This is a genomic window from Cohnella sp. LGH (assembly GCF_017671885.1).
GTDB lineage: Bacteria > Bacillota > Bacilli > Paenibacillales > Paenibacillaceae > Cohnella > Cohnella phaseoli.
In genome coordinates this window covers 4566908-4583895 of sequence record NZ_CP072117.1, presented here as the reverse complement: position 1 = coordinate 4583895, position 16988 = coordinate 4566908, and the positions used below count along the sequence as shown (strand labels likewise).

The window sequence follows — 16988 nt, the reverse complement described above, 5'->3', positions numbered from 1 at the left end:
GAAATGGTCAGAAACGATAATCATCCGAACGAGCTGACGAAGCACGAGCAGCTTCTGCAGCATATTCGCGAGCTGCCGATCGGCACGAAGATTCCGGTTCGCCAGATGGCGAAGGAGCGGGGAGTGTCGGAGGGGACGGCTTACCGTGCGCTGAAGGAGGCCGAGCAGCTCGGTCTCGTCAGCACGAAAGAGCGGATCGGCACCGTCCGTGTAGACAGGAAGAGGCGCGGTCATCCGGAACAGCTCACGTTCGCGGAGGTGCTGGAGATCGTGCAGGGCAGTCTGCTGGGCGGCGAGGAAGGTTTGGACAAGACGCTGCACAAATTCGTCATCGGCGCGATGGAGATCGACCAGATGGCCGGCTATATCGATGCGGGCAGCCTGCTGATCGTCGGCAACCGGGAAAACGCCCACCGCATCGCGCTGCAGCAGGGAGCGGGCGTTCTGGTCACCGGAGGATTCGGAACCAGCGAGGAAGTGAGAAGATTGGCCAACGAGAGGCGGCTGCCGATTCTCACCTGTCGTCACGATACGTTCACCGTCGCATCGATGATCAACAGAGCGATGTACGATCAACTGATCAAACGCAAAATTATGATTATCGCCGACCTGATGGAGCCTTCGGCCCGAAACGGTGCGCTGAAGCTGTCGTCCACCGTCGCCGACTTCGTAAAGCTGAGCGAACAGACGGGGAGCAGCCGTTTTCCCGTTACGGACGAGTGGAATCGCGTTGTCGGGATGATTACGTTTAAGGACGTATCCGGCTCTCCGACGAACCAGACGCTCGATAAGCTGATGACGAGGCGGCCGATGACGGTTACGCTCAATACGCCGGTCGCGTCGGCGGCCCATCGGATGGTATCGGAAGGGATCGAGCTGTTGCCCGTCGTGGACAGGCAAAGAAAGCTGGTCGGAGCGATCAATCGGGGCGAGGTGCTGCGGGCGATGCAGTTCGCCAATCGACCCGCCCACCTGGGCGAGACGTTCGACGCGCTCATGTGGGGCGGCTTCGCGGAGCAACGGGACGAGGAGAACAGGCTGCAGTACGCGGGATTGGCCACGCCGCAGATGTCGGGTCCGCTCGGCACGATCTCCGAGGGGGTGCTGACGTCGTTAATGCAGCAGGCGGCCAGCCGGGTCGTCGAGGATCTGCGTAGAAAAGAGTATGTACTGGACAATATGACGACGTACTTCCTGCGCCCCGTTCCGGTGGATGCGAGCATTTCGATCGTTCCGCGGATTATCGAGGCGAGCAGAAGGTATGTGAAGGTAGAGGTGGAGGCGCTGCTGGACGGCGAGGTGGTCGCCAAAGCGATGCTGGCCGCCCAGACGATCGACCCTTCCTGATCGCCGGTTTACTGGCGCATCAGCCGGGTAAAGTGGGAGTGATTGCGCAGGCCGGCGAACAGGTTGAATAAGCCGAGCAGGAGGAACGCGGCGCCGACTATGACTCGTACCGAAGAGCCGGGGAACATGAACATCTGAATGAGGGCGATAAAGATCAGCATCAGCCCCATGCTGATGTTCATTCGGGAGGCGTACAGTCCGCGAAGGCGTCCGTCGCTCGCGCGGCGGGAGCGGAAGCTGTAGAACGCGGAGAAAAAGACCGTTACGACGACCAATATTCCGAATAACCATTGAAGCGCGTTGACCATGACGAAGAAGCAGCTCCTTTTGAACGTTGCGATACCTGCAGAGGTAGTTCATAAAGTCAAAGCTTGATCGCGAAGCCGAATCAGGAAGCGGATTCGTCATCGAAGCTTGAACTTTCTGAACGCGCACTTATATTCTAGGGCGTGTATGCAAACCTACTATCCTCGGAGTATACATACACGCCCTAGCATTGTACCACAAACGCAGGCTTCTTCCGACATGACTCGCATATGCGCGTACGGCCCGAACTCGGACTATTTTCCGGCCAAATGCTTTTTCGCTTCCACCCATACCTGAAGCACGCCGTCGACGACAAGCATCGTGCGGATCGTCACGTCGTAGTTCTGGCCTTCGATCTGATCGTACACCTTTGTGTTAAGCAGCTTTCTGGCGAAGGTGGAATCGGTGTTGATCATATAAATGCTGCGGCCAATGAAGATGTCCAGATCCTCCTTTAACCGCTTCTTCAGCTCTTTTTCCGTCAGGATATCGACCGTCTCCGCATCGTTCGGCTCGTGAATAAAGATGGCCACGATGCTTCGTATGACGTTTTCCTTGCGTACCTGATGCGCCATTTCCAAATCTTTGCGCAGCGAGTCCGCTTGCTCCTTAAGCTCGTAGTTTTCCAGAATGATCTGGTCGACGATATTGTTTTTGAGGGCGCTGTAAACGGCGCTGCCGACGATCATGCCGCATACGAAAAAAGCCATAACCTGCATGAACTTCTGGAACCGATCGAACGAAGGGATCCGCACAGACCGATCACCCCCCGTTGTTATGCAGCCATTGAATAAGCTCAACGCCCATATGCGCGCCAAGGAAAGCAAACAGGATGTAGCCGATCTGCTGCATGGCCGGGGAGAGGTAGCCGACCAGCATGTGAGACTCGATGACCCGGATCGGATCGATCGTGCCACCGACTGCGGCGACGAGTGCCCATATTTTTAAATTGCTGGCGACCTGGAGCATTTTCTCCTTGGGCGGAGTAAACAGAAATACCGATCCCATTCCCGCGAGCAGCGCTCCTCCGAGCACGACGCCGAAGGCGATGAAGAAGCTGAAAGCCGCTTTCGTGAAAAACTCGTCCATGTCCATCCCCCCGACCGCATTCGCCTGGCGGCTTCTGCGGTTGATTGTTCTCTATCATATCTATGGGACTGGCCGGGGCGCTTATGATACAATAATAAACGGGAACGCTCGAACGTGTGTTTGGGACATGGGTTTGGGAGAGGAAGAATTTCGGAAAAGAGGGGGATTATCATGTGCGATTTCGTCCACCTTCACGTTCATAGCGAATACAGTCTGCTGGACGGCGCCGCCCGGATCAAGGAGATGGCGGCCAAGGCGGCGGAGCTGGGCATGACCTCGCTGGCTCTGACCGATCACGGCGTCATGTACGGGGCCGTACCTTTCTATAAAGCGTGCGTTGAGCGCGGCATCAAGCCGATTATCGGCATGGAGGCCTACATAACTGCAGGCTCAAGGCATGTCAAGCAATCGCGCAAGGAGCAGCCGATCTATCATCTGACGCTGCTGGCGCAAAACGAGACGGGCTACCGCAACCTGATGAAGCTGACGACAATCGGGCATCTGGAAGGGTTCTACTATAGACCTCGCATCGATTATGAGGTGCTGTCGGCTCATTCGGAGGGCGTCATCTGTCTAAGCGGCTGCATGAGCAGCGAACTGTCCAAGCGGCTTGAGGAAGGCGACTACGACGCCGCGAAGGAGCTTGCGCTGCGCTATCGGTCGCTGTTCGGAGAAAACTATTATTTGGAGATTCAGGATCACGGGCTGCTCGAGCAGAAGAAGATTACCGCAGGAGTGATCCGGCTGTCCGAGGAGCTGGGCATTCCGCTCGTCGCGACCAACGATTCCCACTATATTTGCGAGGAAGATCATTCCCTTCAGGACGTGCTGATGTGCATCGGCACGGGCAAGATGATGGACGATCCGGAGCGGTTCAAGATCGCCACCGACCAGTTGTACATGAAGAGCGGCGAAGAGATGTCCTCGATGTTCCGGCATGTGCCGGAGGCGATCGCCAACACGGTCAGAATCGCCGACAGCTGCTCGCTGGAGCTGGAGTTCGGGCGGCATATTTTGCCGAAGTTTTTTCCGCTCCCGGAGGGCAGTACGGTCGGGCGGCATTTGGCCGAGCTCTGTGCCGAAGGCTTGCGCGCTCGCTATGAGGGGACCGAAGAATGGTCGGACCCGGATTTCCGCACGGCGGCTGCCGAGCGGCTCGACTACGAGCTGCGCGTTATCGGAGAGATGGGGTTTGACGATTATTTCCTGATCGTGTGGGATTTCATTAGGTTCGCGCACGAGCACGGCATCGTGACCGGGCCGGGCCGCGGTTCGTCCGCGGGCAGCCTTGTCGCGTACGTGCTGAACATCACCGATGTCGATCCGCTGAAGTACAAGCTGCTGTTCGAGCGGTTTCTGAACCCGGAGCGGGTGACGATGCCGGATATCGACATCGATTTCAGCGACGAGCGGCGCGACGAGGTCATCCGTTACGTCGTCGGGAAATACGGAGCGGAGCACGTCGCGCAGATCATTACGTTCGGAACGCTGGCGGCGCGAGCGGCTGTTCGGGACGTCGGCAGAGTCATGAACCTGCCGTACGGTGACGTCGACAAGGCGGCCAAGCTGATTCCCGGCATGCCGGGAATGTCGATCGAGCGGGCGATGCGCGAGAGCCCGGATTTCAAGGCGCTGGCGGAAGGGGCGGGCGATGCGAGCCGGCTGATCGCGATGGCGCGCAGAGTGGAAGGGATGCCCCGCCACGCCTCTACGCATGCGGCGGGCGTCGTGATCTCCTCCGATCCGCTGACCGACTATGTGCCGCTGCAGGAAGGGACGGAAGGGGTACCGCTGACGCAGTATTCGATGGAGCATCTTGAGGCGATCGGCCTGCTGAAGATGGATTTCCTCGGGCTGCGGACGCTGTCGATCATCGAGCGGGCGCTGGCGTCGATCCGCGAGCAGACCGGCCGGGAGCTGCGCTGGCAGGAGGTGACCTACGAGGACCCCGCGACCTACGAGCTGATGGGGCGCGGCGAGACGACGGGCATCTTTCAGCTCGAGTCCACCGGCATGCGGCGGGTGCTCAAGGAGATGAAGCCGTCCTCGTTCGAGGATATCGTGTCCGCGGTCGCGCTGTACCGCCCCGGCCCGATGGAGTTTATCCCGCAGTTTATCCGGGCCAAACACGGTCAGGTGGAGGTAGAGTACCCGCACGCCAATTTGCAGGAGATTCTTGCCGATACTTACGGCATTATCGTCTATCAGGAGCAGATCATGCAGATCGCTTCGGTCATGGCCGGGTTTTCTCTCGGCGAGGCGGATTTACTGCGTCGCGCAGTTTCGAAAAAGAAACGCGAGGTGCTGGACGAGCAGAGGAAGCATTTCGTCTCGGGCAGCTTAAAGCTGGGCTACAACGAGCAGGAGGCGAACGGAGTATACGATCTGATCGTGCGTTTTGCCGACTACGGTTTCCCCCGCGCTCACGCTGCCGCCTACGCGGTGCTCGCCTTCAGGACGGCCTATCTGAAAGCCCACTATCCGGTCGCGTTTATGGCGTCGATGCTGACGGCCGTCGTCGGCAACCAACGCAAGACTGCGGAGTACGTGGACGAATGCCGCCGTATGGGAATCGCCGTGCTGAAGCCCGACGTCAACGAGAGCGGCGTGCTGTTCTCTCCGGCGGCGAGCGGGGACGCCATCCGCTTCGGGCTGGCGGGCGTGAAGAACGTCGGCACGCAGGCAATCGAGAGCATCATGCGAGAGCGGGCCGACAGGCCCTATGAGAGCTTGAGCGATTTTTGCCGCCGTATCGATCCGCGCACCTGCAACAAGCGAGTCATTGAATCGCTTGTGCAGGCGGGAGCGCTGGAGTCGATGCCGGGCCATCGCGCGCAGCAGCTCGCGGCGCTCGAGCCGACGGTTGCGGCCGCGGCGCAATGGCGCAAGGAGCGGGAGGAGCTGCAGATCGAGCTGTTCGATTTCGAGGAGACGCCGAACTGGAACGTGGAGCTGCCTCCCGTTCCGCCCTATTCGCAAACGCAAATGCTAGAGCTTGAGCGGGAGCTGATGGGATTTTATCTTTCCGGCCATCCGCTTGACGCTTACGACGAGCTGCTGGAAGAGCTGAGGATCGAGCGGCTTGTAGATATCGCCGAGTTGGCGGACGGGGCGACGGCGTTTACGGCGGGAATGATCGTCTCGCTCAAGCCGTTCGTTACGCGCAAAGGCCAAGCGATGGCGTTTCTGGAAATCGAGGATCGGATTATGGGAACGGAGCTGGTCGCTTTTCCGTCCGCATGGGCGAAAGCGTCCTCGTTCGTCAAGAAGGGCTCGCTCGTCTTCGTGCGGGCGAAGGTGCAGCATGGAGATGAGGATTACAAGCTGCTTGCGGACGATATTCTACCGCTGGATGCTCAGGATTTGAAAGCGCAGGCGGATAGGCTGCGGCGGTTGGGACAACGCTTTGCCGGAGGCTCCGGCAGAGGCGGCGACCGCGCCGCGCCGCCGGGGGGGCCGTCCGCCAGGGGGCCGGAGGCGGCGAGAGCGGGCCCGACAGCGGCGGGAGGAACGGTTCGGGCCGAGAATGCGCCGCCATCGTCGCGGTCGCCGAGCGCCGCTCCTGTAGCGTCTCAGGGAGCTGCCGCGCGGCGAGCGGCTGCAGCGTCGTCGGAAAGCGCCGCGCCCCAGCGCGTCTATATTCTGATCGACGCCGGGCATGAGAAGCCGGCGACGCTGATCCGCCTCAAGCTGCTGCTGAAGGCGCATCCCGGCGCTCTCCCGACGATACTCCGCTACGAGCAGGCTCGCCGCACCGTAGCCTTGAGCGACGAATACAGCGTCGATCCTTCGACAGAGCTTGTCGAACAGTTGGAGAAGCTTCTTGGTGCGGGCACAGTGAGGGTTAAGTAGTTCAAATTGGCGATAAGAGAGGGAAAATCAAATGGCATTGCTTCAGTGCAGTTTCGTTTCCGAAACGTTGGAGATTGCGGCTTCCATGAACGTGATTATTCCGCAAGGGGAGAAACGCCGTCCGCTTAAGACGCTGTATTTGCTGCACGGCTTGTCCGACGACCACACAATATGGTGCCGGAGAACATCGATCGAACGCTATGCGGATGCGTACGGCATCGCCGTCGTTATGCCTGCCGTCAACCGCAGCTTCTACGCGGATATGGAGCACGGGGCGAAGTATTGGACGTTCGTCAGCGAGGAGCTGCCACGTTTGGCGCGCTCGTTCTTCCCGTTGTCCAATCGCAGGGAGGACAACTTTGCGGCAGGGCTTTCGATGGGCGGGTACGGCGCGCTGAAGCTCGGTCTCTCGCACCCGGATCGCTTCGCGGCCGTGGCCAGTCTGTCCGGAGCCGTCGACGTCAACCGTCTCGTCGCTGAGGGATTCGCCGGAGACATTAAAAACATCGTCGGAGACACGAATTCGGTAGTGGGCACATCTATCGATCTGTTCGCTTTGGCGGAGAGGGTTGCGGACCAATCGGGCTCGCCAATGCTATATCAATGCTGCGGTACTGAGGATTTCTTGTACGAAGACAATATCCGCTTCCGCGACCACTGCCGCAAGCTCGGGCTTCCGCTTACCTACGAGGAGGAGCCGGGAGACCATGAATGGGGCTACTGGGATCTGAAAATCCAGAAAGTACTAAGCTGGCTCCCTCTATAGAGGCTGTGCATGACCTAAGAGACTATGCTTGACTCATCTGTTTACAAATTATAGGCAATTGGATCGTCTAGGCATGACCCGTTCGCACACATGAGCGCCCCCTTGTGATGAGACTTTTTGGTGCGGGTGATGCGCGAAAATGGAGCGGGTGACGGGCGAATAAGCCCGCGAGGCGGTCTTAAGCGCGCCGCCGGAGCCGGGGAGCGGCGAATAAGTCCGCGAGAGGGTCTTAAGCGACCAGCCTCGGTGCCGAAAATCGGACTTTTTGAACTTATTTTGAACGGTAGTTTATAAAGTCCGATTTTGACTGCGCAACAGGCCAGGATGCAGATTCCGCATCGAATCTTGAACTATGCCGGATCTTCCGGTAGACGGCGGCAGCCCGGGCTATGCCCGGAGCAACTATCCGCATCTGCCGCTTCTCGGTTGCTAGTGTTGCGGAATCTGTGCTATGATTTCCATATTGCCTGTCTTGGTTTTTCATTGAATGCTTAAGAAATTGGGGGTACCGCATCATGTGGACGGTCATCTACATCGCACCGACCGCTAAGATCGCCGACAGAATTCAGAAGCGACTTACCGATGAAGGGTTTCTCGTACAAGTACGCCCCATAAACTTAACGAAACCGCAATACGAGATATTGGTTCCATCCGGCGAGGTGCGGGAAGTAGAAGAGGTATTAGGCAGCATTTTGCACCTGTAATTCAGTACGATACCCATAGAGGTTGTTCGAATGGGCCCGGTTGTCGGGCTTTTCGAACGCGGGCCCCGCCATTATCGCTTGTGAGGTGTCGCTGTGTTCAAGGATCTATTTCAGAAGAAAAAATACGCCGTCGTTCCGTCGGAGCGCACGAAGAGGGATATTCCCGAAGGGCTGATGAACCGCTGCCCGAAATGCGGTCAAATCCAGCTCAGCAAAGAGTTGGAGAAGAACTTGAAAGTGTGCTCCGGCTGCGGACATCACTATCGGTTAAACGCCTGGGAGCGCATCGCGATGACGCTCGATGAGGGGCGTCTTTTTGAGATTGATGAGAATCTGATCTCCGAGGATCCGCTGAACTTCCCGGGTTATGCGTCCAAGCTGGAGCAGCAGAAGGCGAACTCCGGATTAAAGGATGCGATCATTACCGGTGAAGGCGAGATCGGAGGCTTTCCCGTTGTAATCGGCGTTATGAGCTTCGATTTTTTCAGCGGAAGCATGGGCTCCGTCGTTGGCGAGAAAGTGACGCGCGCCATCGAGAGAGCTACGGAGAAGAAGCTGCCGCTTATTTTCTTTTCCACCTCGGGCGGCGCACGGATGCAGGAGAGCATTCTCAGTCTGATGCAGATGGCCAAGACAAGCGCAGCGCTTGCCAAGTTCCAGGGACAGGGCGGATTGTTCATCTCGGTGTTCACCGATCCGACGCTGGGCGGCGTGTCCGCAAGCTTTGCCAGTCTCGGCGACTACAACTTCGCCGAACCCGGAGCGATCGTCGGTTTCGCCGGCCGCATCGTTATCGAGCAGACGATTCGCCAGAAGCTGCCGGACAACTTCCAGACCGCGGAGTTCAACCTGAAGCACGGACAATTGGATAAGGTTGTTCCCCGCAAGGAAATGAAAGCCATTCTGACCAAACTGCTAGATATGCACGCGTGGAAAGGAGAGCCGGCCGATGTCAAGTGAACTGCCCTTTGAGAGGCCGCTCGCCGAATTACGCAAGAAGATAGACGAGCTCAAGCAGTTCGGAGCCGAGAAGCAGATCGATTTCACGGACGAGATCTCTCGGCTTGAAGAGCGTTACAAACAGCTGGAGTCCGAGGTTTACGAAGGTTTGAGCGCGGCTCAGATTATGCACATGGCCCGCCATCATCAACGTCCAACCTCTTTGGATTATATTCCTCTTATTTTTACCGATTTTATCGAGCTGCACGGAGACCGGGTTTTTGCCGACGATCTGGCGATCGTCGGGGGCTTGGCCAAGCTGAACGGCGTTCCGGTGACGATTGTCGGACATCAGCGCGGGAAAGATACGAAGGACAACATTCAACGTTTTTTCGGCAGTCCCCACCCCGAAGGGTTCCGCAAGGCGCTCCGCTTCATGCAGCAGGCGAATAAATTCGGCCGTCCAATCATTACCTTTATCGACACGAAGGGCGCTTATCCCGGCGACACCGCCGAGGAACGCAACCAATCGGAGGCGATCGCCCGCAATCTTAGCGAAATGGCGATTTTTGGCGTGCCGATCCTCTGCGTCGTCATCGGCGAGGGCGGAAGCGGCGGCGCGTTGGCGCTGGGCGTCGGAAACCGCGTGCTAATGCTGGAGAACGCGATCTACTCGGCTATTTCTCCGAACGGAGCCGCGTCGATTCTGTGGAAGGACGCATCCAAAGCCGACCAGGCAGCGGAAGCGATGAAAATCACGGCGAAAGATTTGCTCCAGCTAGGCGTCATCGAAGAGATCATTCCGGAGCCGCAAGGCGGAGCGCACCGGGACAAGGCTACGCAAGCCGAGTCGATCAAAGAGGCGCTATGGCGCAATTTGCAGGAGCTCAGCAAGCTGACGCCGGATGAATTGAGGGAAGACCGGTACCGGAAGTTCCGCAAAGTCGGACGTTTTGGCACCGCAGAGCTGGAATAGCTCTCCATATAAGCAACTTGGATAGATAACGGAGGAAAAGAAATCATGCGTAAAACAAAAATTGTTTGTACGATCGGACCGTCCAGCGAGTCGCTGGAAAATACGAAGAAGCTCATCTCTGCGGGAATGAACGTCGCCCGACTGAACTTCTCGCACGGAGACTATGAAGAGCACGGCAACCGGATCAAGGTGATTCGTCAAGCTTCCCAAGAGCTGAACAAAACCGTCGCGATCCTGCTCGACACGAAAGGGCCGGAAATTCGTCTTGGCAAGCTGAAGGAAGAGCCAATCGACCTCGTACAGGGAGAATATATTACCCTTACAACGGAAGAGATCCTCGGCGACATCAACCGCGTTCCGGTTACGTACAAGGAATTGCCGTCCGACGTTAGCGTCGGCGCGACGATTCTGATCGACGACGGCTTGATCGGCTTGACGGTACTCGACATTCAAGGTACGGAAATCAAATGTCAGATCGTCAACAGCGGCCAGATCAAGAGCAAGAAAGGCGTTAACGTTCCCGGAGTGGCGATCTCCATGCCGGGCTTGACGGAGAAGGACATCAGCGACATCAAATTCGGCATCGAAGTCGGCGTCGATTTCATCGCGGCTTCCTTCGTTCGCCGCGCCAGCGACGTGCTTGAAATCCGCGAATTGCTGGAGCGTCACGACGCTCGCCACATTCACATCATCTCCAAGATCGAAAATCAGCAAGGCGTAGACAATCTCGATGAGATTTTGGAAGTGTCGGACGGTCTGATGGTTGCCCGCGGCGACCTTGGTGTTGAAATCCCGGCGGAGGAAGTGCCGCTCGTCCAGAAGCAGATGATCGAGAAGTGCAACCGCGCCGGCAAGCCGGTCATTACCGCTACGCAAATGCTGGATTCCATGCAACGCAACCCTCGTCCGACACGCGCGGAAGCTTCCGACGTCGCCAATGCGATCTTCGACGGCACCGACGCGATCATGCTGTCCGGCGAAACCGCGGCGGGCAAATACCCGGTCGAATCCGTACAGACGATGTCCCGCATCGCCGAGAGCGCGGAATCTGCACTGCATTACCGTGAAATTTTCACTAAGCAAGCGAACGCCCAGCAAACGTCCGTAACGGAAGCGATCAGCCAAGCGGTAGCCAATTCCGCGCTGGATCTCGAAGCGAAAGCGATCGTTACTTCGACGGAGAGCGGTTATACGGCGCGCATGGTTTCCAAATACAAGCCGAAATCTCCAATCATCGCCGTAACGCCGGTCGAACAGGTGCTTCGTCGCCTGCAGCTCGTCTGGGGCGTTATTCCGGTGAAGGGCGTGTCTGCGTCCACGACGGACGAAATGTTCGAAATCGCGGTACAAGGCGCTTTGGAGAGCGGCCTCGTTCGTCTGGGGGACACGATCGTTATTACGGCTGGCGTGCCTGTCGGTCGTTCCGGAACGACGAACCTGATCAAGATCCACAACGTCGGCGAACTGATCGCCAAAGGGCAGGGCATCGGCTCGCAGAGCACGACTGGCAAAATCGTAATCGCAAGCTCTCCTGAAGAAGCGATCAGCAAAATGACGTCCGGCGCGATTCTTGTAGCTCCGTCGACGGACAAGGAGTATATGCCGGCTATCCAGAAGGCGGCTGCAGTTATTACGGAGTGCGGCGGCATTACGTGCCACGCGGCGGTTGTAGGGCTTAACTTGGGAATTCCTGTTATCGTCGGTGTGGACAACGCAAGGAAGCTGCTGGAAGACGATATGGAAGTGACGCTGTACGCCGAGCATGGCGTCATCTACTCCGGTCAAGCCAAAGTAATGTAAGTAACTTAACGCATGATTATTTTCCCTGCGGCTTAGCCGCAGGGGATTTTTGTATACAAGTGAAACCGAGAGGCAAGATTCAACGTATCGAATTTTATCGGCAGTCCGCCTGAGAAGGAGCAAACGATGTGGCCAAATGGTTTTTGCACCCGCTGAGGGTAAGGTATCAAGAGACGGACCAGATGGGAGTCGTCTATCACGTCAATTATTTAAACTGGTTCGAGATCGGCAGAACGGAATGGGTGCGCAGGGCCGGCATCTCCTATCGGGAAATGGAAGAACGAGGTTTGCTATTGCCCGTGACCGATATGGAAGCCTCCTTTAAGCAGGCGGCGCATTACGACGAATGGATCACCGTGTGTACGCGGGTAGCGGAGATGACAAGCCTTCGCGTCGGATTCGAATCGAGAGTGCTCGCGGGCGACCTGACGGAGAGTCTGGGAGCCGAGTTCGAGGGGGAGGAGCCTCCGGGCGTTCTGCTCGTCAAGGGCGGTACACGCCACGTGTGGGTGAATAAGGAGTGGAAGCCGGCACGATTCGCTCGGGAAGCTCCGGACTGGTATGATAAAATGGCGGCATTAGCGGAACTAAAATAGGTTAAACGCGAAAAGAAAGGTGAGGGCTATGCAAAGAAAGCTGCTGACCATTATCGTGCTGGCGATTCTGATCGAGATCTGGGGCGTATATATGATGGGCCGTTGGATCGGAGGCTTCTGGACATTCGGGCTGCTGCTTGCGACAAGCTTGCTTGGCGCCTACCTGATTCAGACGGAGGGCCGCAAAGTATGGCAACAGGCTCAGCAACAGATGCAAAGCGGGCAACCTCCGGGACATACTTTGCTTGAGGGGCTGTGCGTGCTCGCGGGCGGCATTTTGCTTATCGTCCCGGGTTTTATTTCGGATATCGTCGGTTTGACGCTGCTGTTTCCCCTGACCCGTCCATTATATCGGCTGTATATGTACCGCTGGCTTGAACGCCTTGTGCGCGGAGGCAAATTCACGATCTATCGCGGGCCAAACCGCTGGTAGACGCGCGCAGACAGGCATTCGGGCGCCTAACGTTCGAAGCGAAAAACGCGAAGCCGGCTGTCGATAGCCCGGGTTGCGAGAATTTCTCTGACCTGGGTCGAACTCATTTCACATTGCGTTAACGGAACGTTGATCTTCCGTTTACATTCGACCAACATAATGAAGGAAACAAGTCGGCGCAGTAGTTGGTCGCTGGCATTTTGAACAGGGGGAAGCGGATTGTCTAGCGTCAAGAAGTACATTAACCGCGATTTGAGCTGGCTGGAGTTCAATAGAAGGGTGCTCGAGGAAGCAGAGGACGCGGGAACTCCTCTTTTGGAGCGATTGGGGTTTCTGTCGATCGTGCAGAGCAACCTGGATGAATTTATGAGCGTAAGAGTGGCGGGATTACAGGCTCAGAGCAAAGCCGGCTACGCGAAAACGGATTTTACCGGCTACACGCCGCAAGGACTGATCAAGCGGCTGATGAAACGGAGCGTCCGAATGGTGCGAGAACAGTATCGGACTTATCGCGAGCTGCTGCGGTTACTGGCTAAGGAAGGCGTATCGCTGTCAACTTACGCAGATTTGAACGACGATCAGAAGCTGGCGCTGACAGAGTATTTCAAACGTATCGTTTATCCGGTCCTGACCCCGATGGCGGTCGACCAGAGTCGTCCGTTTCCTCTCGTTCATAGTAAGGAATTGTACTTGGCGGTTGTGCTGAAGGGGGAGCAAGGAGAGGAAGACGAGGAGGATTCCACCTATTGCGCGATCGTTCAAGTGCCGTCGATACTGGCTCGCACGGTCGTCGTTCCGGGACGGAAAAACAGCCGCAAGCTGATCTATCTGCTGCTGGAGGATCTGATTAAAGAGCATATCGGCCTGCTGTTCAGCGGCTATCGGGTGGAGGCGGTTCATGCCTTTCGCGCGACGCGCAACTCCGATCTGACGCCGAACGAGGAAGGCGCAGAGGATTTGCTTCAGGAGATCGAGAAAGAGCTGCGTCGACGCCAGAGGGGATTGCCAGTCAGGCTGGAGGCGGAGAAGGGAATTCATCCCGACGCGCTGGAGCTGCTGCAGGACGAGCTGGAGCTGTCCGAGGCATTCATCGACGAGATCGACGGACCTCTCGACCTGGGCTTCCTGTCCAAATTCGTCGCGGCTCTGCCGAATTACGATCATCTCCGCTATCCGAAGTATGAGCCGGTCTATCCGGAGGAATTCGACGATACCGACGATATTTTGCCAATACTTAGGGAGAGAGACGTGCTTGTTTACCACCCTTACGAATCGTTCGAGGTCGTCAACGACTTCGTGCTGGAGGCGGCCGCCGATCCGAACGTTCTGGCGATCAAGATGACGCTGTACCGCGTCAACGTCAACTCTGTGCTGATCAAGGCGCTGTCTCAAGCGGCCGAATCCGGCAAGCAGGTGACCGTCGTCGTGGAGATTAAGGCGAGGTTTGACGAGGCGCGCAACATCGCATGGGCGCGGCAGCTCGAAAAATCGGGATGTCATGTCGTCTACGGCTTGGTCGGATTAAAAACGCATGCGAAAATTACGCTTGTCGTGCGCAGGGAAGCCGATTCGTTGAGAAGATATGTGCATGTGGGAACCGGGAATTACAATGAGAGCACGTCCCGTTTCTATACGGATGCGGGGCTGTTCACGAGCCATCCTGATATCGGAGCGGATGCAACGGCGCTGTTTAATGAAATGACCGGCTATTCTACGCCGCATCAGTGGTCGGCCTTCGCCGTCGCTCCGGTTGGCCTGAAACCGAAGCTGTTCGAGCTGATCGACCGCGAGATCGCGAGCGCGAACAATGGATTGCCGGCCCGGATTGTGGCGAAGATGAACTCGCTCTCGAACCAGTCGATCATCGACAAACTGTATGAAGCTTCCCAAGCAGGCGTACAAATCGAGCTGATCGTAAGAGGCGTGTGCTGCCTGCGCCCCGGAGTGCCGGGGCTGAGCGACAACATTCGGGTGATCAGCATCGTCGATCGCTATCTCGAGCACGCGAGAATTCTCGCCGTCGCCGCGGAGGGCAATGAAGAGGTCTATATTACAAGCGCGGATTGGATGACCCGCAATTTGAATCGCAGGGTGGAGTTGATGTGCCCGGTATACGACAAAGGGCTTCGTCTGATGCTGATGAACCTGTTGCAGATGAACCTTGCGGATAACGTCAAGGCGAGGGAACTGCAATCAACGGGCTCCTACGTGCGGGTGTCGAACGATCAAACGCCGCTGCGCAGCCAATTCGAAGCGGCGGATATTCCGCTTTGGAAATCGATTGCGGCAGCGTTCGACAAATAAGCTGGCTCAGGCAGGCGAGTGGTCTTCCTGGATCGTTTGCAGATCGGGAGTCATTCCCCATATTTTTTTGAATTCCTTGGCCATATTGCCGACTTCCATCTGTTCGACGGGAAGCGGATGTTCGGACTCGGCGAGCAGCTTCAAGTGTTTTCCTTTAACCGAGATGTGGAGCGAGGAGATCGCCTGCGACTCGCTGCGGTCCAGCGCCGAAGCTAGCAGCAGCAGCGCTCCAAGCTTGCCGATCGTCTCCGCGTCTCCGTCGGCAAGCATCGATTGATAGGGAGATAGCTTGCGTTTTAAGGAGCTTGCGCTCCGGTAGGAGGCAATTCCGGCGGCCAGTATTTTTTCCCGGTGGGACAGGCCGTTCCAGTGGGTGTGCAGCAGCATATAGAACGTATGGTCCGCACAGTCGTTGTAGTCGATCATTGCGCCGATTCGGAACAGTCTGGCGGCCGTATCCAGCAACCTGCGGCTGCCGGCGGGAAGCGGAGATACGACGTTCAACTGCTCGAACAGCGCCACGGCCATTTTACGCACCTGCTGCAGATGCCCTTCGGGCGCTGCGGGATATAGAGCGGCCAGATTGCGAATGCTTTCCTCAAGCACGTCGTCGTTGGATTGAGGCGGCGGATAAGGGCGGCACGTTTCGTAAAACAGTCCGTCCCGCAGGCCGGTGCCGCATACGACCAGCGTCGAAGATCGGGCATGCTCGACGACGCCCCGCAATATCGCGAGTCCCGGCACGATGACATCGCCTCGGTCTTTGGATAGGCCGGGGCGTTTTCTGCGCTGGGGGACAGGAAGCCGGGCCAGATCGTCCAGCGTGGCGGATACGTCGGAGGCGGTCAGCTCATAGCCGTGCAGATGCGGGAACGGATAGTCGATCTCCCGCTGGCGAAGCTTGGCCAGCGCCCGGACGGTGCCGCCGAGACCGATCAGGGGCAGGCCGGGATGCTGCGCAATCCAGTCGGCTTCTTGCAGCAGCCGTTTCGTTTCCACGACGATCGCGGTCAGCGTCGCTTGCTCTACAGCGGCGTCTCCTAAGCCGTAACGGGCGGAGATATTGACGCAGCCGATCGGGAAAGACACGGCCTGAGCGACCTTCCGCTCGCGGATCAGCGTAATCTCGGTGCTGCCGCCGCCGATATCCACGACGAAGCCGTCGGCGAAACGCAGACTGTTCAACATGGCCGCGCTGCCGATGCGAGCCTCCTCTTCGCCGGATAATATTTCGATGTCGACGCCGGCGGCGGAGCGAAGCCGCCGGATCACGTCCTCGCGGTTGGCCGCCTGACGAATAGCCGCCGTAGCGACGGCGCGGACGCGTTCGGCCCCGTGCTTGGCGCATATGCGGACATAGTGGCGCAGCACTTCGGCCAGCTCATTCACCGCTTCCTGGGGCAGGGTGCCGTCGGCAGCCATGCGCTGGCTCAGCCTGGCGGACCAGCGGCCCTGGTCTACAACTCTGTAAGCTCCGCTAACCGTTAATTGATAGACGGACAAGCGAACGGTATTGGATCCGATATCGATAATTCCGGTTATCCGGTTCGTAGTTGCGCGCATTTTCCAAGCCTCCACCTGTTTTGAACCTTTGCTATTTCGCTATTGTAGCATAGAATTAACCGGCGGAATAATGAGGAAGACCGATGCAAGAATGTTTTGTGATGAGTCCGATAAATCATTTTTATACCCCTATCGGTTCCATTCGCCTGTGAAATCGATTATCATTAAAAAAGGTCAAAAAATGTTAAGATTGCTGCGGTTTGCGTACAATATCAAGCTGAGAGCGCTTGTGGCTTGCGAGCAAACATATATGGCGCATGTTCAAAAAGTCAAATCGGACTCTTTGAGCTACTTCATATTACGGGCATCCCTC

Annotated in this window: 14 protein-coding genes; 10 read left to right on the top strand and 4 right to left on the bottom strand. The window is 57.3% G+C overall.

All coding sequences use genetic code 11. From position 1 onward, the window contains the following. Positions 1–3 precede the first annotated feature (3 nt). Positions 4–1347 (top strand): DRTGG domain-containing protein, encoded by a 1344-nt coding sequence (locus J4772_RS19720; protein ID WP_209071057.1) that lies wholly within the window; start codon positions 4–6, stop codon positions 1345–1347. Positions 1348–1355: 8 nt separating this feature from the next. On the opposite strand, the gene J4772_RS19715 is transcribed toward J4772_RS19720, so the two are convergent. The 3 genes from J4772_RS19715 to J4772_RS19705 all read right to left on the bottom strand — a co-directional run bounded on the left by J4772_RS19715 (position 1356) and on the right by J4772_RS19705 (position 2742). After that, positions 1356–1655: a YtpI family protein gene (locus tag J4772_RS19715; protein WP_116060299.1), complete on the bottom strand. Its 300-nt coding sequence runs from the start codon at positions 1653–1655 to the stop codon at positions 1356–1358. 252 nt (positions 1656–1907) lie between these two features. After that, positions 1908–2408, bottom strand: a complete 501-nt coding sequence (locus J4772_RS19710) for a sporulation membrane protein YtrI (protein ID WP_116060300.1) — start codon at positions 2406–2408, stop codon at positions 1908–1910. Between the two features lie 7 nt (positions 2409–2415). Further along, positions 2416–2742 carry a YtrH family sporulation protein gene (locus tag J4772_RS19705; protein WP_116060301.1) on the bottom strand — a complete coding sequence of 109 codons (327 nt, stop codon included), beginning with the start codon at positions 2740–2742 and terminating at the stop codon, positions 2416–2418. 171 nt (positions 2743–2913) lie between these two features. Here J4772_RS19705 and J4772_RS19700 point away from each other — a divergent pair, with 171 nt between their 5' ends. The 9 genes from J4772_RS19700 to ppk1 all read left to right on the top strand — a co-directional run bounded on the left by J4772_RS19700 (position 2914) and on the right by ppk1 (position 15112). Next, on the top strand, positions 2914–6594 hold the full coding sequence (locus J4772_RS19700; RefSeq protein ID WP_209071052.1) for a DNA polymerase III subunit alpha: 3681 nt from the start codon (positions 2914–2916) through the stop codon (positions 6592–6594). 31 nt (positions 6595–6625) lie between these two features. Continuing rightward, positions 6626–7360, top strand: coding sequence for an alpha/beta hydrolase (locus tag J4772_RS19695; protein ID WP_209071051.1), 735 nt, complete (start codon positions 6626–6628; stop codon positions 7358–7360). A gap of 515 nt (positions 7361–7875) precedes the next feature. Further along, positions 7876–8064, top strand: coding sequence for a glutamate decarboxylase (locus J4772_RS19690; protein WP_116060305.1), 189 nt, complete (start codon positions 7876–7878; stop codon positions 8062–8064). 93 nt (positions 8065–8157) lie between these two features. Next, on the top strand, positions 8158–9024 hold the full coding sequence (gene accD, locus J4772_RS19685) for an acetyl-CoA carboxylase, carboxyltransferase subunit beta (protein WP_116060306.1): 867 nt from the start codon (positions 8158–8160) through the stop codon (positions 9022–9024). Next, positions 9014–9979, top strand: a complete 966-nt coding sequence (locus J4772_RS19680) for an acetyl-CoA carboxylase carboxyltransferase subunit alpha (protein ID WP_209071048.1) — start codon at positions 9014–9016, stop codon at positions 9977–9979. The genes accD and J4772_RS19680 overlap by 11 nt, the downstream gene beginning before the upstream one ends. Positions 9980–10024: 45 nt before the next feature. Beyond that, positions 10025–11779 (top strand): pyruvate kinase, encoded by a 1755-nt coding sequence (gene pyk, locus J4772_RS19675; protein ID WP_116060308.1) that lies wholly within the window; start codon positions 10025–10027, stop codon positions 11777–11779. Positions 11780–11907: 128 nt separating this feature from the next. After that, positions 11908–12375 (top strand): acyl-CoA thioesterase, encoded by a 468-nt coding sequence (locus J4772_RS19670; protein ID WP_116060309.1) that lies wholly within the window; start codon positions 11908–11910, stop codon positions 12373–12375. A 28-nt stretch (positions 12376–12403) separates the two neighbouring features. Then, a complete protein-coding gene (locus J4772_RS19665) occupies positions 12404–12808 on the top strand; it encodes an FxsA family protein (protein ID WP_116060310.1) in 405 nt (134 codons plus the stop codon). 219 nt (positions 12809–13027) lie between these two features. Further along, complete coding sequence (gene ppk1 / locus J4772_RS19660) at positions 13028–15112, top strand: polyphosphate kinase 1 (RefSeq protein ID WP_209071046.1); 2085 nt, start codon at positions 13028–13030, stop codon at positions 15110–15112. A 6-nt stretch (positions 15113–15118) separates the two neighbouring features. On the opposite strand, the gene J4772_RS19655 is transcribed toward ppk1, so the two are convergent. Then, the gene (locus J4772_RS19655) at positions 15119–16675 is read right to left on the bottom strand and encodes a Ppx/GppA phosphatase family protein (protein ID WP_209071044.1); all 1557 of its coding nucleotides are present in this window, start codon (positions 16673–16675) and stop codon (positions 15119–15121) included. Between the last annotated feature and the right edge of the window lie 313 nt (positions 16676–16988).